Annotated in this window: 12 protein-coding genes; 9 read left to right on the top strand and 3 right to left on the bottom strand. The window is 73.7% G+C overall.

The window, feature by feature from the left end; translation table 11 throughout:
- Nucleotides 1-535: 535 nt before the first annotated feature.
- Complete coding sequence (locus J8M51_RS38575; RefSeq protein ID WP_216590535.1) at nucleotides 536-1,744, bottom strand: nucleotide sugar dehydrogenase; 1,209 nt, start codon at nucleotides 1,742-1,744, stop codon at nucleotides 536-538.
- 252 nt (nucleotides 1,745-1,996) lie between these two features.
- Between J8M51_RS38575 and J8M51_RS38580 the strand changes: the two genes are divergently transcribed.
- From J8M51_RS38580 to J8M51_RS38605, 6 genes are all read left to right on the top strand, one after another.
- Nucleotides 1,997-3,703 (top strand): glycerol-3-phosphate dehydrogenase/oxidase, encoded by a 1,707-nt coding sequence (locus J8M51_RS38580; protein ID WP_086762921.1) that lies wholly within the window; start codon nucleotides 1,997-1,999, stop codon nucleotides 3,701-3,703.
- 217 nt (nucleotides 3,704-3,920) lie between these two features.
- Nucleotides 3,921-6,122 (top strand): serine/threonine-protein kinase, encoded by a 2,202-nt coding sequence (locus tag J8M51_RS38585; protein WP_086762919.1) that lies wholly within the window; start codon nucleotides 3,921-3,923, stop codon nucleotides 6,120-6,122.
- A gap of 380 nt (nucleotides 6,123-6,502) precedes the next feature.
- The gene (locus J8M51_RS38590; protein ID WP_267299864.1) at nucleotides 6,503-9,286 is read left to right on the top strand and encodes a protein kinase domain-containing protein; all 2,784 of its coding nucleotides are present in this window, start codon (nucleotides 6,503-6,505) and stop codon (nucleotides 9,284-9,286) included.
- Nucleotides 9,287-9,524: 238 nt separating this feature from the next.
- Entirely contained in the window at nucleotides 9,525-11,387 is a 1,863-nt protein-coding gene (locus J8M51_RS38595) for a serine/threonine-protein kinase (RefSeq protein ID WP_267299912.1), read from the top strand.
- 125 nt (nucleotides 11,388-11,512) lie between these two features.
- A complete protein-coding gene (locus tag J8M51_RS38600) occupies nucleotides 11,513-13,339 on the top strand; it encodes a serine/threonine-protein kinase (protein ID WP_267299865.1) in 1,827 nt (608 codons plus the stop codon).
- 132 nt (nucleotides 13,340-13,471) lie between these two features.
- Nucleotides 13,472-15,298 (top strand): serine/threonine-protein kinase, encoded by a 1,827-nt coding sequence (locus tag J8M51_RS38605; RefSeq protein WP_267299866.1) that lies wholly within the window; start codon nucleotides 13,472-13,474, stop codon nucleotides 15,296-15,298.
- Between the two features lie 25 nt (nucleotides 15,299-15,323).
- On the opposite strand, the gene J8M51_RS38610 is transcribed toward J8M51_RS38605, so the two are convergent.
- Together J8M51_RS38610 and J8M51_RS38615 are read right to left on the bottom strand one after the other, a co-directional pair.
- Nucleotides 15,324-17,480 (bottom strand): glycosyltransferase family 4 protein, encoded by a 2,157-nt coding sequence (locus J8M51_RS38610; protein WP_267299867.1) that lies wholly within the window; start codon nucleotides 17,478-17,480, stop codon nucleotides 15,324-15,326.
- Nucleotides 17,481-17,497: 17 nt separating this feature from the next.
- Complete coding sequence (locus tag J8M51_RS38615; RefSeq protein ID WP_256965638.1) at nucleotides 17,498-18,376, bottom strand: alpha/beta hydrolase family protein; 879 nt, start codon at nucleotides 18,374-18,376, stop codon at nucleotides 17,498-17,500.
- A 258-nt stretch (nucleotides 18,377-18,634) separates the two neighbouring features.
- On the opposite strand from J8M51_RS38615, the gene J8M51_RS38620 reads away from it, so the two are divergent.
- The 3 genes from J8M51_RS38620 (at nucleotide 18,635) to J8M51_RS38630 (ending at nucleotide 23,006) form a co-directional block, all read left to right on the top strand.
- Nucleotides 18,635-20,026, top strand: a complete 1,392-nt coding sequence (locus J8M51_RS38620; protein ID WP_086759497.1) for a diacylglycerol/lipid kinase family protein — start codon at nucleotides 18,635-18,637, stop codon at nucleotides 20,024-20,026.
- A gap of 31 nt (nucleotides 20,027-20,057) precedes the next feature.
- The gene (locus J8M51_RS38625; RefSeq protein ID WP_317853003.1) at nucleotides 20,058-21,125 is read left to right on the top strand and encodes a serine/threonine-protein kinase; all 1,068 of its coding nucleotides are present in this window, start codon (nucleotides 20,058-20,060) and stop codon (nucleotides 21,123-21,125) included.
- A gap of 225 nt (nucleotides 21,126-21,350) precedes the next feature.
- Complete coding sequence (locus J8M51_RS38630) at nucleotides 21,351-23,006, top strand: succinic semialdehyde dehydrogenase (protein WP_086764014.1); 1,656 nt, start codon at nucleotides 21,351-21,353, stop codon at nucleotides 23,004-23,006.
- Nucleotides 23,007-23,153: the final 147 nt, after the last annotated feature.

Raw genomic sequence — 23,153 nt, forward strand, 5'->3', positions numbered from 1 at the left:
GCGGGGTTTGGGGCTCGGTCGCCTGAGGGCGACCGGGCCCTTTCGCGTGCCCAAGTGGGCTGGTGGGGGCGTGAGTTGCGGGGGCGGGAGCGTGCGGTTGTGTTCGGGGCGAATGTGGGCCGAACGGGCGTAGCCGGGCGATAGCGTTCGTGTCCGGCGCCCCAGCTTGGCTGGGAGCCCCCTTCCAAGGACACGATCCGGACCCCGCCCTCGGGGCCCGGCCCGATTCCGACGGACCGTCCACCGGGCACTGGGCGGTGTCGTGGAAGGGGGCGCCCATGGGACGTCACCGCAAGCCCACTCGCTGGGACCGGATCCGTCTGCGGATGGTGAAGTGCCGGAGGAGGTGGATCTTGCGGATTTACGGATGGTGAGCGGCCGCCCCCATGTCAACTAGGGGCGGACACTCCGTGAACCATCCAGGAGCTCGTCGCAGTGTCCGCTGCGGCGGGCTCCGCCTGATTCCGTACGGTACCGGTGGAGGCGGGCGGCTGCCAGCGGCCCCGGAGGCCAGGGCTGTGTCGTGCGCCCCCTCTCACAACCTGTGCGCCGCCCCCGTGGGCGTGGCTCCCCGCGTGTCCAGCAGCAGTTGCGCCTTCACCGACAGGCCCTGGAGGTCGTAGGTGCGGTGCTGCTGGAGGAGGATCGTCAGGTCGGCGTCGGCGGTGGCCTCGTAGAGGGAGTCGGCGCGGGGGATGGGGCGGTCGAGGACGCTCCAGGTGGGGATGTGCGGGTCGTGGTAGCTGACGTGGGCGCCGAGTTCGATGAGGCGGCGGGCGATCTCGTCGGCGGGGGTGCCCTGTTGGTCGGGGACGTCGGGCTTGTAGGTGACGCCCAGCAGGAGGACGCGGGCGCCCCGGGCCGACTTGCCGTGCTCGTTGAGGAGGGTGGCGGCGCGCTGGACGACGTACTGGGGCATGCGGTGGTTGACCCGCTGGGCCAGTTCGACCATGCGCAGCGAGCGGGGGGCGTGGCCCGCGAGGTCCTGGGGGAGGGCGTGGCCGCCGACGCCGGGGCCGGGGCGGAAGGCCTGGAAGCCGAAGGGCTTGGTCTCGGCGCAGCGGATGACGTCCCAGAGGTCGACGTTCAGGTCGTGGCAGAGGGCCGCCATCTCGTTGACCAGGGCGATGTTGACGTGGCGGTAGTTGGTCTCCAGGAGGTGGACCGTCTCGGCCTCGCGCAGGCCACGCGCGCGTACCACCTTGTCGGTGAGGCGGCCGTAGAAGGCCGCCGCCGATTCCGTGCAGGCGGGGGTGAGGCCGCCGATCACCTTCGGGGTGTTGGCGGGGCCGAAGGCGCGGCTGCCCGGGTCGACGCGGGGCGGGGAGTAGGCGAGGTGGAAGTCGCGGCCCGCGCGCAGCCCTGAGCCCTCTTCGAGGAGGGGGCGCAGGAGTTCCTCGGTGGTGCCCGGGGGGACCGGGGACTCCAGGATGACCGTGGTGTGCGGGCGCAGCCGGGCGGCCAGGGTGCGGGCGGCCTCCTCGACGCGGGTGAGGTCGAGCGAGCCGTCGGCGCCCGGGGCGGTGGGCGCGCAGATCACCGCCGTACGGACGCGGCCGAGTTCGGCGGGGCTGGTGGTGGGCTTGAAGCCGCGGGCCAGCATGCGGCGCAGTTCGCCGGAGGTGAGGGAGCCGGAGTCGGGGCCGGTGCGGTAACCGAGCGTGGCGATGCCGGCGGCGACGGCGGCCTGGGCCAGCGGCAGCCCCAATTGGCCGAGTCCGATGACGGCGAGATCTGCGGGCATGGCGTGTGGCCGTCCTTCCCAATAACCGAAGCGGGACAGGCGCGCAAGCCCGGTGGACTGGATGAGCGAGCGCAATGTCACACTAGGAGTAAATATGACCGATATGCGGGATTGCGTCATTCTTTCTCTGTGCGCGTCCTGCGGAGTTATCCACAGGCTGAGGGCGGGTGGTGGCCGAAGTCGGGCGACACGGTCAGAATTCTGGGCAGGGGAGACGGACGGGGTCAGCGCGACGGAGAGCGGGAGGCAGCGGTGAGGACAGCGGCACTGGGACCGGCGCAGCGGGCCGAGTCACTGGCGGGTATGGCCGAGCGCGAGCTGGACGTGCTGGTCGTGGGCGGCGGCGTGGTCGGCGCGGGCACGGCGCTGGACGCCGTGACCCGGGGTCTGTCCACGGGCCTGGTCGAGGCGCGTGACTGGGCGTCGGGCACCTCCAGCCGGTCCAGCAAACTGATCCACGGCGGGCTGCGCTATCTGGAGATGCTCGACTTCGCCCTCGTCCGCGAGGCGTTGAAGGAGCGCGGGCTGCTGCTGGAGCGCCTGGCGCCACATCTGGTGAAGCCCGTCCCGTTCCTCTATCCCTTGCAGCACAAGGGCTGGGAGCGGTGGTACGCGGGCTCGGGCGTCGCGATGTACGACGCGATGTCGATGGCACGCGGGCACGGGCGCGGGCTGCCGGTGCACCGCCATCTGACGCGCCACCACGCGCTGCGGATCGCGCCCTGTCTGAAGAAGGACGCGCTGACCGGGGCGTTGCAGTACTACGACGCCCAGATGGACGACGCGCGGTATGTGGCCACCATGGTGCGCACGGCCGCCTCGTACGGGGCGAAGGTCGCCAACCGGGCGCGGGTGACCGGGTTCCTGCGGGAGGGCGAGCGGGTCGTCGGGGCGCGGGTGCAGGACGTCGAGGGCGGCGGGGAGTACGAGATCCGCGCCCGGCAGGTGGTGAACGCGACCGGGGTGTGGACCGACGACACCCAGGCGATGGTCGGCGAGCGCGGGCAGTTCCACGTCCGGGCCTCCAAGGGCATCCATCTGGTCGTACCGAAGGACCGGATCCACTCCACGTCCGGGCTGATCCTGCGCACCGAGAAGTCCGTGCTGTTCGTGATCCCCTGGGGGCGGCACTGGATCGTGGGGACGACCGACACCGACTGGGATCTCGACAAGGCGCATCCGGCGGCGTCCAGCGCGGACATCGACTATCTGCTGGAGCATGTGAACTCCGTGCTGGCGGTGCCCCTGACGCGGGACGACGTGCAGGGGGTGTACGCGGGGCTGCGGCCGTTGCTCGCGGGCGAGTCGGACGCCACGAGCAAGCTCTCGCGCGAGCACATCGTGGCGCATCCGGTGCCCGGGCTGGTGGTGGTGGCCGGCGGCAAGTACACGACGTACCGGGTCATGGCCAAGGACGCGGTGGACGCCGCCGTGCACGGGCTGGACCAGCGGGTCGCGGAGTGCGTCACCGAGGATGTGCCGCTGCTGGGGGCGGAGGGGTACCGGGCGCTGTGGAACGCGCGGGCGCGGATCGCGGCGAGCACGGGGCTTCATGTGGTGCGCGTGGAGCATCTGTTGAACCGGTACGGGTCGGCGACCGAGGAGGTGCTCGATCTGATCGCGGCCGATCCGTCGATGGGGGAGCCGTTGCAGGCGGCCGACGACTATCTGCGGGCCGAGGTGGTGTACGCGGCCTCGCACGAGGGGGCGCGGCATCTCGACGACGTGCTGACGCGGCGGACGCGGATCTCGATCGAGACGTTCGACCGGGGGACGCGGAGTGCGCGGGAGGCGGCGGAGTTGATGGCTCCGGTGCTCGGGTGGGACGCGGATCAGGTCGAGCGGGAGGTTCAGCACTATGAGAAGAGGGTGGAGGCGGAGCGGGAGTCGCAGCGGCAGCCGGACGATCTGACGGCGGACGCGGCCCGGTTGGGGGCGCCGGACATCGTGCCGTTGTAGACCGCGTCGACGCGCACCCCGACGCGCACCCGCTGTCGCCCTTTCGGCCCGTCCCCCGGCACCGGACGGGCCGAAGAGCCCTGGGCCGGGCCGGAATGGAGTGGACTCGGGCCGGAATGTGGTGGCCCGTGGCTGGTTGAGGGGGCCCTGGGCGTGGGGCGGTTGGCGGGTGGGTGACAATGGAGGCTCTGTCAGGGCGGGTTGTATGAGGGGACGCATGTCGGAGGCGGAGCGGGCTGGGGATTCCCGTCAGGACAAGGACGCACGTCTCCTCGCCGGGCGGTACCGGCTGGGAGGGGTCCTCGGTCGCGGCGGTATGGGCACGGTGTGGCGTGCCGAGGACGAGACGTTGGGCCGTACGGTCGCCGTCAAGGAGCTGAGGTTCCCGTCGAGCATCGACGCGGACGAGAAACGGCGGCTCATCACGCGCACGCTGCGCGAGGCCAAGGCGATCGCGCGGATCCGTAACAACGCCGCGGTGACGGTGTTCGACGTCGTGCACGAGGACGACCGGCCGTGGATCGTGATGGAGCTCGTCGAGGGCAAGTCCCTCGCCGAGGTCATCCGCGAGGACGGGGTGCTCGAACCGAGGCGGGCCGCCGAGGTGGGCCTCGCCATCCTCGACGTGCTGCGCGCCGCGCACCGCGAGGGCATCCTGCACCGGGACGTGAAGCCGTCGAACGTCCTCATCGACAAGCACGACGGCCGGGTCGTCCTCACCGACTTCGGTATCGCCCAGGTCGAGGGCGACCCCTCCATCACCTCGACCGGCATGCTCGTGGGCGCGCCCTCGTACATCTCGCCGGAGCGGGCGCGCGGGCACAAGCCCGGTCCCGCGGCGGACCTGTGGTCGCTCGGCGGTCTGCTCTACGCGGCGGTCGAGGGGGTGCCGCCCTACGACAAGGGGTCGGCCATAGCGACACTGACCGCGGTGATGACCGAGCCGGTGCCCGAGCCGAAGCGCGCCGGGGCCCTCAAGGACGTCATCTTCGGGCTGCTGACCAAGGATCCCGAGCGGCGGCTCGACGACGCCGGTGCGCGGGCGATGCTCAACACCGTGATGCACGCGCCCGACCCGAAGGACGTCGACCCGGTCGACGCGACGCGGGTCGTGCCGTTGCCGCCGGTGCCGGAGGAGCGTCCGAAGAAGGGCGGCTCCGGGGCCGGTTCCGGGAGCAAGGGCGGTGGCGGCGAGCGGCCGCGGGCGCCCCGGTGGTCCATGCGCAAGAACGCGGCCGGGGCCGCGGCGGGAGCCGGCGCCGGGGCCGCGGCCGTCGGTGCCGGTTCCGGCTCTTCCGGGTCCGGGGCGGGCGGTGCCGCCGGCGGGGTGCTCGGTGGGACCTCCGGTGGAGCCGGGGGTGGTGCGCAGTCCGCGGCCGGGTCTCCGGCGGTCGTGACGACCAGGTCCGCTTCCGTCGGGGTGGCGTCGGGTGCCGATGCCGCGAAGGCCGGCGCCGGCTCCGCGCGGAGCACGGGCAGGCCGGCGGCCGGGGTGCCCGGCCCGCGCGGCGCTGGTGGGGGCGCGGGCGTCGGCGCGGGGAACTCGGGTTCGGCGGGACGGACTTCCGGATGGCCCGAGATGACGCCGCCGGATCTGCCGCCGCGTCCGGTGCCCAGGGCGCCGATCACCGACGTGGTGTCACGGCGGACGCTGGCCGTCATCGCGGTCGCCGTGGTGCTGGTCGTCCTCGGGACCGTCCTGGCCCTCACCCTCGGCGGTGACGACGGCAGTTCGAACGACAGCAAGGGCGCCGACACCAAGGCGGCCGCGTCCAGCGGGTCGGCGTCGGGGAGCGACGCCGACGGCAAGGACGCGGGCGGCGACACGAGCGCGGACAAGGACAAGGGCAAGGGGTCCGACCCCAGTCCGGACGGGGACGTCACGGACGAGGCCGACGGCTCGGGCGGCTCCGGCGGCAGTTCGCCGAGCCCCTCGGGTGGGGCCGGCGGACCGGTGGACGGCGACGGTTCCGGCGGCTCGGGCAGCATCGCGACCGAGACGTACAAGAGCGGTCAGGGGTTCTCGATCGGGCTGCCCGAGGGGTGGAAGTACCAATCCACCGACGCGGCGGGGGCCCGCTTCTCCGGCCCCGACGGACAGCGGCTGCTCGTCGGGTGGACGACCACCCCGAAGAGCGACCCGGTCGCGGACTGGAAGAACCAAGAGCGGTACATGACGCGCTCGCAGTACAAGCGGATCCGAATAGAGGCGGTGGACTACCGGGGCTGGAACGCGGCCGACTGGGAGTTCACCTATATGGAGAGCGGCACGAAGAACCGGTCGATCGACCGTGGATTCGTCGTCGATTCCCAGCAGGGATACGCGCTGATGTACACGGCGAAGGCGGCCAAGTGGAGCGGTGAGCTGCGCAAGGACACCTGGAAGACGTTCACGGGGACGTTCGAGCCGAAGTCGTGAGGCGAGTCGTGAGGCGGTGCGCGCGCGGGGGCGCGTCCGGACGGGTGTTGTGCGCCGGGGTGTTCGAGGCTTCGGCCGTGTGCGGTTTCGTGCCTCAGCTCGGGGTGCCGGTCGGGGGCGTGCGGGGGCGCGGGTCGGGGTGAGCGCGCTCGATATGAGCTCGGCTTCGGGAGTTGTGCCCGCCGGGTGAGTTCGGGGACCGGTCTTCCGGGGAAGATCGGATGCGTTCGAGCGCATTCGAGACGAACGAGATATCGCATCGAGTCAATGTGAGTTGCCTCCGGCACGTATCGTGAAGGGCTGCGGACCGTACGCATCCAGAACGGAACGGGTCGCGGGGCGAGCGGAATTGACCGATCTGGCGGCCGGGGGAGGGCATTGTGGACGAATACGCGGGGCGAGTGCTCGCCGACCGCTATCGCCTGCCGCTGCCGCCCTCCGACGAGTACGAGATCGCCTCCGAGCTGCGGGCCTTCGACACCTACAGCGGACAGGAAGTCCTGGTACGGCAGGTGCCGTTGCCCGAGGTCGTCGAGGCGGAGGTGCTCGACGCCGACGGACTGCCCGAGGGGTACGTGGCCCGGGACGGCGGCGGCCGACGGGGCACGGCGCGGACCACCCGCCGGTCCACGGACCCGGCCGTACGGCGGGCCATCGAGGCGGCGCAGGCCGCCGCGCAGATCCCCGACCATCCGCGGCTCGACCAGGTCTTCGACGTGTTCGCCGAGGGCGGCTCGTTGTGGATAGTGAGCGAACTGGTGTCCGCACGGACGCTGGAGGCGCTCCTCGCCGAGCAGGTGCTGACCCCGTACCGCGCGGCCGAGGTCGCCTCCGACGTGCTCACCGCGCTGCGGGCGCTGCACGCCCATGGCTGGGTCCACCGCAACATCACCGCTCGTACGGTGCTGGTCTGCGACGACGGCCGGGTGATGCTGACCGGGCTGGCGGTCGGGGCGGCGGAAGAGGCCTTGTGCGGCTACGACCCGGTGCCCGCGCGGGAGTTCGAGGACACGCCGCCCGCAGGGTCCGCCGGAGCGCCTGCCCCGGGGCCCGGCGGGAGTCGGGCCGACGCGATCGCACGGCGGGAGCCGGTGCCGCCCGGCGGGAGCGGCGGTACGTTCGGCGGGTCCCGTGGCGGTGGGCCCGGTGCGGCTGTCGGGCCCGGTGCGTCGGGTGGGCCCGGGGGGTCGGCCGGCGTGGTCGGGGATCCCGAGGCCGCCCGGCGGGCCGCGATAGAGGCGCGGGCGGGCAGCTCGGCGGCTCCGGGCGCGAACCCCTCCGGGGGGCAGCGCGCGCTGGAGTCCGGCGGGGACGCCCGTGCGGCGCGGGCGGGTGCGATCGCGGCGTATCGCGCGGGTGCGCGGGCCGCGGCCCGGGTGCAGGACGACCAGCGGGGCGGGCCGGGCACGGCGTTGCCCGCGCAGCGGCCGGCGCCCCAGGACGGCGCGAGCACGGCGGCGGGCGTGGGGCGGGACGGCGGGGCGACCCGCCCGGTGCCGCTGCACCACATCGCCGACCCCTACGGCGTCCTCGCGAACGGCGGTGCCACCAGCGCCTGGCACGGCGCGCTGCCGCGCGGCGGGACGGCCACGCCCGGCGGCAGCACCGTCGGCGAGGCGGGCGACGGCGGTGGACCGCTCGACGGCGCCTCGTCCACGCTCGACCGTCGTGACGACGGCTTCCCCGTGGACGGCGACGGCGGCCGGGCGCACGGGAGCGGTGTCCACCGGGACCCCATGACGGGCGTCGGCACACGTGCCGAGACCGCGCGGGGGGCCGGGGCCGGTGCCCTCGGGCCCGGTGGCGCGGCGGCCCCGGATGGTGCGGCGGACGCCGTGCCCTGGGACGGCACGGGTGTCAGGGACGTTCCCCGGCGCGGACCGGCCACCGCGCTCGCCGCCGAGCGGGCGCGGCAGGCGAGGATGGCGGTGGTCGGGCCGGTCACCGAGCGCTGGGCGCCGGAGCAGGCCGGGCCGGTGCACGAGAACTGGCAGTTGGCGGCACCGATCGGTCCGGCGACGGACCTGTGGGCGCTCGGGGCACTGCTGTTCCGTGCCGTGCAGGGGCACGCCCCCTACCCGGAGGAGAACACCGCCGAGCTGGTGCAGATGGTGTGCGCGGAGCCGCCCGCGTTCGCCGAGGAGTGCGGGCCGCTGCGGCCGGTCGTGGAGTCGCTGCTGCGGCAGGACCCCACCGAGCGGCTGGACTTCGAGGAGCTGCGCGGCTGGCTGCGCTCCCTGGTGCGCTCCGCGCCCGAACCCGAGGCCGGTACGCATGTGGTGCCCGCGCCGCCCGTGGACGCCAGGCGGCTGCCGATCGTCCGGCGCCGGGGCGAACTCGTCCGCAGGCGCCGGGCCGGGCTCCCCGCGACCAGCGCGCACGCCCGCCACAAGCGCACCCGTGAGAAGCCCCCACAGCCCCGCAAGCTCGGCCGGAACCTGCTTCTGCTGATCCTGCTCGCACTGGTCGCGGCGATCACGTACGCCATGGTGTTCATGCCGAAGGCCACGCCGAGCAGTCAGGGCGGTGACACCGGCAGCCGTACGGAGAGCGCCGGGCAGCCGAGTACGGAGCCGGAGGCGAGCAGCGAATCCCGGCCCGACCAGAACGCGAACTCGCCCGACGGCGGTGAGCAGGGGCAGAGCGGGGCGAGCCCGTCGCCGTCGGAGTCGTCCGGCTCGACGCAGACGCAGACCGGGGACCCCGAGGTCGCCCAGGGGTTCACCCTGCGCAAGGACACCGAGGGCTTCCAGGTCGCCGTCGCCAGCGGCTGGGACCGCAGCGCCGCGAACGGACGCGGCCAGGTCGTCTACTCCCAGGGCGAGTTCGAGCTGATCCTCGTCCCCGGGCGGGACAGCGCCAAGACGTACGGCGGCGATCCGCTGAAGTACCAGCGGGAGGACGAGCGCGAACTGCAGCCGTTCCGGGACTCGTCCTGGGCCACGTCCACCGGCATGCGGCTGGTCGAGGTGGGCGGGGTGACCTCGGCGGAGGGGCAGTTCACCTGGCAGGACTCCGAGGGGCGCGGCGTCTTCGTACGGAATCTCGCGATACTCCTCGACGGGCGGTACCACGTGGTGCAGTTGCGCGGGCCGGAGGCCGAGCGGGACGAGGTCACGCGGCTGTACGAGCAGGCGGCGGCCACATACCGGGTGACCGACTAGGGCGTGTTTCGGAAGTCCCTTCTGCTCTGCGACGCAGAGCCGCCCTCCGGGCGACGAAGGGACTTCCGAAACACGCCCTAGTCGGCGGCTGTTCGGGCCGGCGGCGGAAGGTTGTGCTCCGGTCGCGGAAGCGAGAACCGTCACAGTGCTGTCTCCGTACGGCCGGGCCGGTTTCGCGGGCCGCGGGCCGCTCCCTAATGTGACCCTGTCAAGAATATTGCGGGGCAACGTGAATCAGATGCAGGGCCGGCTCCTCGCGGAGCGCTACCGGCTCGTCGACACCATCGGCAGCGGCGGTATGGGCCGCGTCTGGCGTGCGCACGATGAGGTGCTGCACCGGGCCGTCGCCATCAAGGAGTTGACGGCCGCTCTCTATGTCTCGGAGAACGAGCAGGCCATCCTGTTGCGGCGGACCCGGGCGGAGGCGCGGGCGGCGGCGCGGATCAACCACTCGGCCGTCGTCACCGTGCACGACGTGCTGGAGCACGACAACCGGCCGTGGATCGTCATGGAGTTGGTCGAGGGCGTCTCCCTGGCCGACGCGGTCAGGGACCGGGGGCGCGTCGAGGCGCGTGAGGCGGCGCGGATCGGGATGTGGGTGCTGCGCGCGCTGCGGGCCGCCCACCGGGCCGGTGTACTGCACCGCGATGTGAAGCCGGGGAACGTGCTGATCGCCGAGGACGGGCGCGTCATGCTGACCGACTTCGGCATCGCGCAGGTCGAGGGCGACACGACGATCACCCGGACCGGCGAGATCGTCGGCTCCGTCGACTACATCGCCCCCGAGCGGGTGCGCGGGCAGGAGCCCGGGCCCGCCTCCGATCTGTGGTCGCTGGGGGCCACGCTGTACACGGCGGTGGAGGGGAAGTCGCCGTTCCGGCGCACCACTCCGCTCACCACCATGCAGGCCGTGGTGAGCGAGGAGGCCGCGGAGCCCGTGGCGGCCGGCCCGTTGGGGCCCGTCATCACCGCGCTGCTGTGCAAGGACCCGGCCGTACGGCCCGGCCCCGACGAGGCCGAGCAGATGCTCGCGGAGGCGGCGGAGGGGCGACGGCCGCGGGAGGCACAGGCGTTCGTGGCTACTCAGCGGCGGGCGGGGGGCGGGGAAGGGCCGGAGGGCTCGGGTGGTGCTGGTGTCGCTGGTGTTGATGGTGGGGTCGGCGGTGTCGGTGTCGCTGGTGGTCCTGGTGGTCCGGTTGGTCCTGGTGGTTCAGGTGCTTCCGCTGGTGCGGGTGCTTCGGACGGTTCAGGTGGGGGTGCTCACGGAGCGGCCCCGGGTACGGCGGGCGGGTCCGGGGCGTGGGGGTCCGGGCGTTCCACCGTGGGGGCGGCTTCGGGCGGCGGGGGGCATGCGGGCGGCGTCTTCGACGGCGGTTCCGGCACCCCGGTCGCGCCGGTGCCGGGCGGTTGGCAGCAGCCTGCCGCCGGTCCGGCCGCTGCCGCCGGTCCGGTCGGCGGTCCTGTGGCGCGGGGCGGGAAGCGGCGCGGGTGGGGTCGTAGGGCCGCGGTCGTCCTGCTGCTGGCCGCACTGGTCGGCGGTGGTGGTGCCGTCGCGCTGCACTACGCGGACGGGTGGAGTACGGGGAGCGGCTCCTCGGGCGGAGAGGACGGCGCGGGCGGCGGGGATCAGGCGGCCGACGGCGTGCCCGAGGGGTGGGAACGGGTCGAGGACCCGGAGGGTTTCAGCCTTGCTCTGCCCAAGGGGTGGAAGCGGCAGGTGAAGGGGTCGCAGATCGACTACACACCGGACGGCGGAGAGCACTTCCTGCGGATCGCCGTGGACGACTCGCCGGACTTCGACAGCCCCTACCACCACCAGCTCGATCTGGAGGAGCAGGTCAGGACGCGGGCGGACTACCGGAAGGTGAGCCTGAAGGAGAACGTCTACCGCGACCGGCCGGGCGCGCTGTGGGACTTCACCTGGACCGCGCGGGAGCAGGACTCGGACTTCCCCGGTCCGCGCCGGGCGATCGAGCAGATGTATCTCTCGCGGGACGGTGTCGAGTACACGATCTACATCTCCTCGCCCGTGGCGGACTGGAAGACGGCGGAGACACAGTTCTACGCGGTCCTCCGCAGCTGGCGGGCCCCGCAGACGTGAGGCGCGCGCCGGGGTAGTCGGGGCGGGGCGCCGCGCGGCTCTCGCGCGGCGCGTGGGCGTCGCTTGTCGGCCAGGCGGTCGCGCGGCACCGGAGGGTTTCGGTCCGGTGCGGCATGATGGGGCTCATGGGGACCGAGGGGGAGAACGTCCGTGTCATAGCCGGGCGTTACCGGCTGGAGGCCAGGATCGGCCGCGGCGGTATGGGGATCGTGTGGCGCGCCACCGACCAGCTCCTCGGTCGGCAGGTGGCGGTCAAGGAACTCTCCCTCGACGACTCGCTCCCGGAGGAGCGGTCCCGGCAGCGGCGCGAGCGCACCCTGCGGGAGGCACGGGCGGTCGCCCGGCTCGGCCACCCGCACATCATCGTGGTGCACGACGTCGTCGAGCAGGACGAACGCCCCTACATCGTCATGGAGTTGATCGACGGCGGCTCGCTCGCGGAGCGGATCGAGGAGCACGGGCCCGTCGACGCCCGGGAGGCCGCGCGGATCGGGATCGCCCTGCTGGGCGCGCTGCGGCGGGCGCACGACTCCGGCGTCCTGCACCGCGACCTCAAACCGGCCAACGTCCTGATGGAGGCCGGTACCGACCGGGTCGTCCTCACCGACTTCGGGATCGCCCAGGTCGCCGGCGCGACCACGCTGACCGAGAGCGGTTCCTTCGTCGGCTCGCCCGAGTACACCGCCCCCGAGCGGATGTCCGGTGTCCGCACCGGGCCGGAGTCCGACCTGTGGTCGCTGGGCGCGCTGCTGTGCGCCGTGCTCAGCGGCGAATCGCCGTTCCGGCGCGACTCGTTGGGCGGCATCCTGCACGCCGTCGTCTTCGACGAGATCCGGCCGCCCCCGCAGGCCGCGCCGCTGCTCCCCGTCGTCCGGGGGCTGTTGGAGCGCGACCCGGACCTGCGGCTCGACGCGGTGGAGGCGGAGCGGCTGCTGCGGGCCTTCCGGGAGACCGGCCGGACACCGCGGACCACGAAGGGCCCGCGGGCCTCGGCCGGGTACACACCGACCCGGCGTGACGTGCCGCGCCCCGGGTGGGACGCGCAACGTACGGCCGCTGCGGCTGCGGCTGCCCCCGGGGCCGGGGCGGAGGACGCGGTGCCGACCGGGCAGGCCCCGCCGGGGCCGCCCGCCTCCGGACCCGTGGTGTCCCTGCCGGAGCAGCCCGTGCGGCAGCGGCAGCACTCCGCCCGGAGCGTGCTGGTCGCCGCCGCGCTGGTGGCGGCGATGGCCGGGGCCGGCGTGTCGGCGGCGGCGCTGCTCATGCGGGGAGGGGGCGCGGGCGGCGGTACGCCCGGCAGTTCGGCACCGGAGACACCGGGCGCGTCGAGTACGGCGGACCGGCCGGGCCGGCCCGGCGAGTCGGGTGAGCCGGGACAGTCCGGTGCGCCGGCCTCGCCGAGTGCCTCGGGTACGTCAGGTACCCCGGGTTCGCCGAGCCCTTCGGGCGGGTCCGGGACCTCCGACGCCACGCCCACCGTCACGCGTTCGCGGGCGGCCACCGCGCCGACCGTGCCCTCGGGGTACCGGCTGGCCCAGGACGCCCAGGGCTTCAGTCTCGCGGTGCCGGACGACTTCACCCGGGAGCCGCAGGGGGAGCGGGTCTTCTACATGTCCCCGGGGCAGGCGATCCGTATCGGCGTCAAGCTCGACGACCCGGAGGCGGGCGGCCCCGTCGGGGTGATGCGGCGCGCCCACGAGAAGGGGCCCTCCACGAACCCCGGGTACCGCGACGGCCGGGTCGGCGCGACCACGCACGACGGACGGCCCGCGGCGTTCTGGGAGTTCACCTGGGACGGCTTCAGCGCGGCGGAGGGGCCCCGGCACACCTACGACCTGTGCTGGGAGCAGGACGGACGGCTGTACGACGTGTGGGTGTCGGCGCCGGTCGGGAGGGTGAGCGAGGCGAAGGAGTACTTCGACGTGGCGGTGGACACGTTCGTCCGCGGCTGAGGCGGAGACAAGCGGAGCCAAGCGCGGCCAGGCGGATATATGCGGAGATAAGTGGCGCTCCGCGTCACGGGTCTGTGACCGGAAAGCGGCGGGGGTGGCTGCCGAAGCGCTTGCCGCGATACAGATGAGCGTATGAGCAGCAACGGGGGCGCCCCTTACGGATCCGGGCAGGGGCCCGGCTACGGACCCGACGAGCCGACGAGTTTCGGACTGCAACCGCCGCGGCCGACCGCACCGTACCCGGGGAACCCGTACGCGCGACCGGCCTCGGAAGCGGCGCGCCCGGCCCCGGCCCCGGCCGCGGCGACGCAGCCGCAGGCCGCCCACCCCTCACCGTCCCCGCAGGCCGCACCGCCCTCGCCGCACCCGGAGGCCGCGCCGCCCCCGCCGGACCCGCAGGCCGTGGAGCCCTCGCCGGACCCCCGTGTCGGGCGGCTGATCGCGGGGCGTTACCGGCTGCTCGCCAAGCTCGGTCATGGCGGTATGGGCACGGTGTGGCGGGCGCAGGACGAGACGGTGGACCGCGAGGTCGCCGTCAAGGAGCCCCGCGTACCGGACCATCTTCCCGACCGCGAACGGGCCAACGCCTTCGAGCGGATGCGTCGCGAGGCCCGTGCGGCGGCCCGGCTCGATCATCCGTCGGTCGTGAACGTGCATGACGTGGCGGTCGTGGACGGCCAGCCGTGGATCGTGATGGAGCTGGTGCGGGGGCGCTCGCTGGGCGACGCGCTCCAGGAGGGCACCCTCGGGGTGCGTGACGCGGCGAGAATCGGCCTCGACGTGCTCGGCGCGCTGGAGGCCGCGCACGCGGCGGGCATCCTGCACCGGGACGTCAAGCCGGACAACGTCCTCCTCGGCCGCCACGACCGGGTCGTCCTCACCGACTTCGGCATCGCCCAGATCGAGGGCGAGACCAATCTGACGGACACCGGCGGCTTCGTCGGCTCGCCCGAGTACATCGCCCCCGAGCGGGTGTTGGGCCAGCGGCCGGGCCCCGCGTCGGACCTCTGGTCGCTCGGCGTCGTCCTCTACGCCGCCACCGAGGGCGTGTCGCCCTTCCGGCGCAGCAACACGCCCGCGACCCTGCAGTCCGTGCTCAACGCCACGCCCGCGGCCCCCGCCTCGGCCACCGGCCCGCTCGCCGAGGCCATCAACGGCCTGCTGCAGAAGGACCCGGCGCGCCGGCCGAGCGCCGCCCGGGTCCGCGAGTTGCTGGAGACGGCCGCCAACCCGCCGGCGCCCGCGCCCGTCCAACCGGCCCAGACCATCGCCGGGCCCCGGGCGGAGAACCCCAAGGGCATCAGGATCGGGGCCAGGACCCTCGCCGGGGTCGGCGCGGCGGTCGTCGCGGTGGCGGTCGCCGGGCTCGGTGTGCTGGGCGTGGCGGCGGCGGTGACGGCCTATGTGGTGATCGCCGACCCCTTCGCGGGACCGCTCCCGGACGGCTGGAAGCAGCGGGACCTCGGTACGAAGGTCGCCGCGAGCGTCGGCGTGCCCGGGGACTTCGTGAAGGACAGGTTCGCACCGGACGAGACCGACGGCACGTTCGCGCAGTACAGCGACCCCAGTGGGCTGATCCGGATCAACGTCGACCGGGACGTCAAGAGGGACGACAAGGAGAACGAGATCCCGGGGGTCGCGCTGGACAGGGCGTACGCCGACTGGGAGTTGGTCAAGGACGGCGAGTACTCGCTGGACGTCGCCGACGATCCCGCGCCGAAGGGGCGGCCGCAGGAGGCGAGGTTCCAGGACCACGAGGCCGCCGAGAACACGATCAGGTACACGACCACGGACAGCCTGGCCCCGCGCCTGCGGGAGGCGCGGGTCCTGTACTACAGGGCGGACAACGGAGACATGTACCGGATCTGGATCGACTATCCGGGCAAGGGGCACTTCACCGAGCAGGGCCGTGAGATCGCCCGTACGGCCATCACGAACCTGAAGCTCGACCACATGTAGGCACCGCCGCCCCCGGACGGCTCTCTCAGGACAGGGCGACGGCCAGGTCGTTGGTGACCGTGAAGAAGAAGCGGGCCTGGGGGGAGGCGCCGCCCGGGGTGGTCATGGTCACCGCCGGGTACTTGTCGGTGTCCTTGCGGTCCACGATGTCGTCGAACAGCCGGCCGAGACGGATGGGGTCGGCGTCGGGGGCGGGGCGCAGGAACAGGTCCCAGATCACCTTGTCCGGGCCCACGGGGTCGGGCAGGGACGTCAGTTGTGTGTGGAAGCCGTGTCCGCCGGTGGCCGTCACCGGTGCCGTGAGGCCGGCCATGTCCTCGCCCCGGGCCACGCCCACCAGCGTCGCGTCCGCGCCGAGTGCGGCCCCGTGCAGGACGCCCTCCACCGCGATCGAGCCGTCGCCGACGGGCAGCGCGGTGACCTCCGCGTGCGCGGGGCGGCGGAAGGCGCGCAGGGCGAGGTAGCCGTCCTTGGTCGTGTACGGGATCCACCAGGCGACCGGGGCCCCGTCCGGGACCCGGGCGGTCAACAGGCCCCGCTGCTCGACCAGTCCGGCCCGCACCCGGCGCCGTACCCCGTCCCCGGCCCGCTCGACGTGCAGATCCCAGCGGCCCTCCGCCAGGGGCAGGGCGTCCCGGTTCAGCGTGGCCGTCCAGGGGCTCTTCGCCTGGTCCGGGGCCGCACGCTCCAGGGGGACGCGGACCTTGTCGCCGGAGGCGTCGGCGTGGCGCCGGCGCAGGACGAGGGTGAGGGCGGGGGTGGGGGCGGGGCCGGGGCCGGAGGTGGGGGCGTCGGGCGTGTCGGACACCCCGGGCCCGGTGACCGAGATCCGTACGCCGCCGTCCCGCGGGTCGATCCGGCAGCCGGCCTTCGGGCGCAGGGGGCTCGGCTCGGCGTGTCCGGCGGTGGAGTTCGCGGGCACGGGGGTCGCGGCCCCGGCTGTGACCGCGGCTTTCGCCGGGGTCCGCCCGGTGCCGGGGAGCAGGGTGCCCAGTGCCCCTCGTAACCGGCGGCGCAGGCGCACCGTCGCCGGTGTGCGCGCCTCCCGGAGTTCGGCGATCAGCCGCTCGTACTCGGCGGCGACGGTGCGCGGCGCGTACCGCTGGACGGTGGTGCGGCCCGCGGTGCCGAGGCGCTCGCGCAGACCGGGGTCGTCGATGAGGCGGAGCAGGCCCGTGGCGAGGGCGTTCGGGTCGGACGGGGGGACGAGGAGGCCGTCGGTGCCGTCGGTGATGATCTCGCCGGGGCCGTGCGGGCAGTCGGTGGCGACCACGGGGACCCCGGCGTGCATGGCCTCCAGGATGGTCATGCCGAACGACTCCCATTCCGAACTGACCACGGCGACGGAGGCCTTGGCCCACTCGGCGTCCAGGGAGGCGTACGGACCCATCAGGAAGACGTGGTCGTTGAGACCCGAGGTGTCGATCGCGGTGCGCAGGTTCGCGCGCTCCGGGCCCTTGCCGTAGATCCGTAACCGCCACTCGGGGCGTTCGGCGACGACCTTGGCGAAGGCCTCGATGAGCAGGTCGTAGCGCTTGACCGGGTACAGACGCCCGGCGGCGATCACCAACGGGGCCCGCAGATCGGAGGGTTCGGCCGTCGAGCGGGGCGCGGCGTTGGCGATGTTCGTGATCCGGGTGCGCGGTCCCGGCAGCCGGCGGCGGTGGTCGGCGGCGTCCCGCTCGGAGACGGTGACGAACGCGTCCAGGCGCGCGATCGCCGCGTTCTGCGCCTCGCGCACGCCGGGTACGTGGTTGTCGTACGTCAGATGCTCCTGCCCGATGCGCACGGCGTGGCGCGGTCCGTGCTCGGCGAGGAGGACGACGAGTGCCGGGCGGGTCGCGACGAGGACGTCCGCGTCGGTGGAGTCGAGGAAGGCGCGCAGCCGTTCGTCGGTGAGCGCGGTGTAGCGGTGGGCCAGGACCTCGTCGGGCGGGACGAGGGCGGAGGGCCGGGACATCAGCTCGTGGCCACCGTCGTACGTGCGTGCGTCGGGGCGTTCGTCGACGAGCGGGACCAGCCGGACCTTGGCGCTCAGGCCGAGCTGGGGGCGGTCGGCGGTGCGTAAGACCGAGACGATCTCGACCTCGTGGCGGGCCGCCAGGGCACCGGCCAGGTTGAGGGTGGAGCGGATGGTGCCGCCGATGGCGTACGCGTTGTGCAGCAGGAAGCTGATCTTCATGCGATCGGTTCGTCCTCTCAGTGGGTCCTTTCCGCGATCCAGGCCAGGACCCGGTCCGACACCCTCGGTGCGTCCAACAGCGCTCCGCCGTGCGAGGAACCGGCCACCGTCTTCACCGTGACCCCATTGGCGGGCATGTTGTGATCGGACTCCTCGGCCGCTTCGAGGTCCCGCGAGTGCCGGACGGGGACCGGGTCGCCCTTGGAGTGCAGCAGGAACATCGGCGCGTCGTCGGCGCCGGAGGCCCGGCTCCCGGCGGCCATGTCGTCCCAGACGTCACGGCAGCCGGGCTGTGCGGCGGGAGCGGGGGTGGGGGCGGAGGCGTACGCGTCCGCCGGGGAGCAGCGGGCCAGGAGGACGGCGTTGTCGCGGAGTTCGCGCTGCCAGTCGGTCGCGGTGGAGGCGTTGCCGTCCTGCCAGGCGCGGTACGGGGAGGTCACCGGGGACAGCGCGACCACACCGTCGAAGCGGTAGGCGCCGGAGCGGTAGGTGGCGATGTTCGTCGCCACCTGGCCGCCGGTGGAGGAGCCGAGGAGCACCAGCCGGTTCGTGTCGAGGTCGAAGTCGGCGGCGTGGTCGCGGATCCAGTCGAGCGCCGAGAAGGCGTCGGTGCGCTGGGCCGGCCAGGGGGCGTCGGCGTTCAGCCGGTAGTCGATGTCGAAGACGGCGTACCCGGCGTCCGCGAAGGTCCGCGACCAGCCGGTCCAGCCGGTGTCCCTGGACCACTCGCCGCCGTGCAGGATCAGGATGCCGGGCTGCTTCCCCTCGCGCTCGTCACCGGCGGGGTTCCAGTAGGCGTCGAGGGTCTGCCGGGTGTGCGAACCGTAGGAGTACGTGGCCTCGTGACGGGCGGCCGCCGCGCTGTCGCGCATGTCCCAGACGAGGAGCGTCGCCACGGCAGCGGTGCAGAGAACGAGACAACCCCAGAGCCGACGCACGGCTACCTGCCCTTCGGACGACCTGACGATCGCCCCTACAGCCCGCTTACGTGAGTCATCGGACTATAGGCGGCGCGTACACGCACCCGCCAAGCGGGGGAGGGCGAAGAGGGGCGCGGGGCGACGCGGCCGGAGCCCGGGCGCCATCGCCTTGCCGGGGTCCTTGCCCCTAACATGCCGTGTCAAGTGCATGATCGGCGCGAAGGGCGAGCGAGCGTGGGCATCGAACACCTGGACGTGCGGGCTCACGCGAGACAACGCTGGGCGGCCAGGGCCGCACTCGGCTGTGCCGTCCTCGCGGTCCTGCTGCCGCTGGGCTACGCGCGCGGCGCGAGCCTGCTGCTCGTCGCCGGGGTCGTGCTGGGCGCCGGCCTCACCGTGGCCTCGCTGTGGTGGGTGCTGGTCCACCGCGGCGCCGTGCGCGTCGCGGCGGGCGTATTGGCCGTGGCCGCGCCGGTCGGCGTGATCTGGTGGTTCGCCGTCGTCAACCTGCTCTGGGTCGTGATCGTCTCGGCGGCGCTGTGGGGCGTCGCCGTCTGGTCCGGCAAGTTCGCCCTGAGCAGCACCAAGTCCCATGTGGTGCAGGTGCCGGAGCACCGCGTGCCCGCCCCCACGCGCCCCTTCCTCATCATGAACCCCAGGTCCGGGGGCGGGAAGGTCGAGCGCTTCCGGCTGAAGGAGCGCGCCGAACGCCTCGGCGCCACCGTCCATCTGCTCGACCCCGCGCACCACGAGGACGTCGCCGTACTGGCCCGGGACGCCGTCAGGAACGGCGCCGACCTGCTCGGTGTGGCCGGCGGCGACGGGACCCAGGCCCAGGTCGCGGCCATCGCGGCGGCGTACGACGTCCCGCTGCTCGTCATCTCCGCGGGCACCCGCAACCACTTCGCCATGGACCTCGGCCTCGACCGCGACAACCCCGCCGCCTGCCTCGACGCCCTCACCGACAAGGGTGTCGAGCTCCATGTCGACCTCGGGTACGCCAGCGGCCACCCGTTCGTCAACAACGCCTCGTTCGGCGCGTACGCGGCCGTCGTGCAGAGCCCCGCCTACCGCGACGACAAGGTCCGCACCACGCTGGAGCTGCTGCCCGAACTGCTCACCCACCAGCGGGGGCCGCGGCTGACCGCCCGGATCGGGGACGCCGTCATCGACGCGCCCCAGGCCGTTCTCGTCAGCAACAACGTCTACCGCAGCGACGACCTCGTCGGCCTCGGCCGCCGCGAGCGGCTGGACGCCGGGGTGCTGGGGGTCGTCGGGGTCCGTGTCGACAGTGCCGCCGAGGCCGCGGGCATGGTCCTCGGTCCGAACGCGCCCGGCCTCAGCCTCCTCGTCGCCGACGAGATCGTGGTCGAGGCCGACCAGCCGGAGATCGAGGTCGGCGTCGACGGCGAGGCACTCGTCCTGCCGACGCCGGTCCACTGCCGGGTCTCGCCGAAGGCCCTGCGCGTCCGCGTGCCCCGTGACCGCCCCGGCGTCCCCGAGCCCAAGCCGCCCCTGGACTGGCGCCGGCTCCGCAAGCTCGCCGCCGCGGTCGGCCGCACGGCCCTGCCCAAACACCGCGAACGGTACGGCTGGGCCGAGCAGTTGTGGGACAGGTGGCGTTAGCCGTCCGCCCCTCGGGTGGTAGTGATGGGGCATGAGCGACGAGGGCGAACATCCGCACGACGCACGCCCGTACGGCAGTTGGGGTGCGGGCCGGGGTACGGAGAGGGGCGCCCGCCGGAACGCGGGGGGCGGCCGGTTGGTCGATGGGCGCTACCGGCTCACCGAGCGCGTCGGGTCCGGCGGCACGGGCACGCTGTGGAAGGCCGTCGACCAACTCGTCGAGCGTGAGGTCGCCGTCAAGCGGCCCCGGTTACCGGGTGGTTCGGAGCACCGGGGGGTCCCGGCGGGTTCCGGGCCGTTCCCGGACGGGCCGGACGGCCCGGACGACCCCGAGGTCGAGGAGCGGCGACGGGCCGCCCACCGCCTCTACCGCGAGGCACGGGCCGCCGCCCGAGTCGACCACCCGTCCGCCGTCACCGTCCACGACGTCGTGATCGAGGACGGCCACCCCTGGATCGTCATGGAGTGGGTCCGCGGCGAGTCCCTCCACGAGGCGCTGCGGCGCGGCCCCCTCACCCCCGCCGAGGCCGCGCGGATCGGCCTCGCCGTCGTCGGCGCGCTGCACGCCGCGCACCGCGTCGGCATCGTCCACCGCGGCGTCGAACCGGGCAGCGTCCTCCTCGGCCCGCACGGGCGCGTCGTCCTCACCTCCGTGGTCCTCACCTCGGTCACCTCCGCCGGTTCCGTCACCTCCGCCGGTTCCATCGGCTCCGTCGACTCGCTCGAATTCGCCGCCCCCGAGCGCGTGTCCGGCCGTATCGCGGGCCCGCCCTCCGACCTGTGGTCCCTCGGCGCGCTCCTCCACGCCGCCGTCGAAGGCGTGTCCCCCTTCCGCCGTCCGACCCCGGAGGCCACCCGCGCCGCGATCCTCGCCGCCGACCCACCGCCCCCCGGACGCGCCGGCCCCCTCGCCCCACTGCTCCGCCGCCTCCTCGCGGGGAACCCGGCCTCCCGGCCCGGCGCCGACGAGGTGACGGCCGCGCTGCGGCCGGTGGCCGAGGGCCGGCCCGTACCGGGGCCGGCGGAACCGCGGGTCCCACCGGCGGCCGGCCGCGTACCGGCGGCCGCGCGGGCGAGGAGACCGTCCGAGTGCTGCTGACCCGGCCGGGCCCCGTGTGCCCGGGGCCCGCCCGAAGGCCGGTGAGCCGGTGGGCGCCGGCGATTCCGGCGAGGTGACCCACGCCGCATTCGCGTCCGCACCGCGCCCCCGACCCGCTGATCAGCGACTTCATTGCCAGCGATCACTGGCGTGGTGTGTACGCCCGGTGAAACCCTGTTACCGCCGGGTACCCAAAGTCGTCCGGTCCGGAATACCCTGCGCGTCATGACGGACTCGCAGGCCCCCGAAAAGACCGGCACGACCACCACGGGCACGACCGGCACGGCACGGACGACCGGCACCAACCCCCTCGCGGCGGCCCCGCAGGGCGCCCGTACCGCCGCCGACGTGGTCACCCCCGAACTGGTCGCCCAGCTCACCAAGGGCGTGGTCGGCACCGGCCGTACCGCCAACCACACGCCGTTCACCGGCGAGAAGCTGGCCGATCTGCCGGAGTCCACGCCCGAGGACGTGGAGAAGGCCTACGAGCGGGCCCGCGCCGCCCAGGCCGTCTGGGCCCAGCGACCCGTGCGCGAGCGCGCCGCCGTCCTGCTCCGCTTCCACGACCTGGTCCTCGAACGCCAGGCCGAGGTCCTCGACCTCATCCAGCTGGAGACCGGCAAGGCCCGTCTGCACGCCCACGAGGAGGTCCAGGCCGTCGCGGTCGCCGCCCGCCACTACGGCCGCAAGGCCCCCTTCTACCTCAAGCCGAAGCGGCACACCGGCGCCGTACCGACCCTCACCAAGGTCACCGAACTCCGCCACCCGCGCGGCGTGATCGGCCAGATCGCCCCCTGGAACTACCCGCTCGAACTCTCCGTCGGCGACGCGATCCCCGCCTTCGTGGCCGGCAACGCGGTGGTCATGAAGCCGGACACCGAGACCTGCCTGACCGCCCTGTGGGCCCGCGACCTGCTCATCGAGGCCGGTCTGCCCGCCGACGTCTTCCAGGTCGTCCTCGGCGAGGGCCCGGTCATCGGCCCGGAGGTCGTCAAGCACGCCGACTACGTCTCCTTCACCGGCTCCACCCGCACCGGCCGCGAGGTCGCACAGGGGGCCGCCGCCCGGCTCGTCGGCGTCTCCCTCGAACTCGGCGGCAAGAACGCGATGCTGGTCCTTCAGGACGCCGACATGGAGAAGGCGGCGGCGGGCGCCGTCCGCGCCTGCTTCAGCTCGGCCGGTCAACTCTGCATCTCCATCGAGCGCCTGTACGTCCACGAGGCCGTCGCCGACGCCTTCCTGGAGCGCTTCGCCGCCCGCACCAAGGCCATGCGCCTCGGCACGTCCCTCGCGTACGGCGCCGACATGGGCTCCCTCGTCGGCGAACGCCAGCTGGAGACGGTCACCCGCCATGTCGACGAGGCCGTGGAGAAGGGCGCCAAGGTCGTCGCGGGCGGTGTGGCCCGCCCCGACATCGGCCCCTACTTCTACGAGCCGACCATCCTCGACGGCGTCACGGAACCCATGTCCGTGTGCACGGAGGAGACCTTCGGCCCGGTCGTCTCCGTCTACCGCTTCAAGGACGAGGACGCCGCCATCGAGGAGGCCAACTCCACCGCGTACGGCCTCAACGCCTCCGTCTGGACCAAGGACGGCCGCCGTGGCCGCGAGGTCGCCTCCCGCGTCCGCGCCGGCACGGTCAACGTCAACGAGGGCTACGCCTCCGCCTACGGCTCCGTGCAGTCCCCGATGGGCGGCATGAAGGACTCCGGCCTCGGCCGCCGCCACGGCTCCGAGGGCATCCTCAAGTACACCGAGGCCCAGACGGTCGCCCAGCAGCGCCTGCTGCCCATGGCCCCCTCGCTGGGCATGGACGACGAGAAGTACGCCCAGTTCATGAGCCGCAGCCTGCGGGTGATGAAGGCGCTGAGGCTCCGCTAGGTCGTGTCCGCAAAGTCCCGCCCGCCCCGCGGCGCCTGGCACGCTCCCCCACTCCCGGCTGCGCCCGAGCGGGAGGGGCCCCCACCGCCGCACCGGGCGAAAACCCAAGTAGATCCAGTACGAGGGCTTCCGCCCGGCACGCCGAGC

Source organism: Streptomyces griseiscabiei, from assembly GCF_020010925.1.
Classification (GTDB): domain Bacteria; phylum Actinomycetota; class Actinomycetes; order Streptomycetales; family Streptomycetaceae; genus Streptomyces; species Streptomyces griseiscabiei.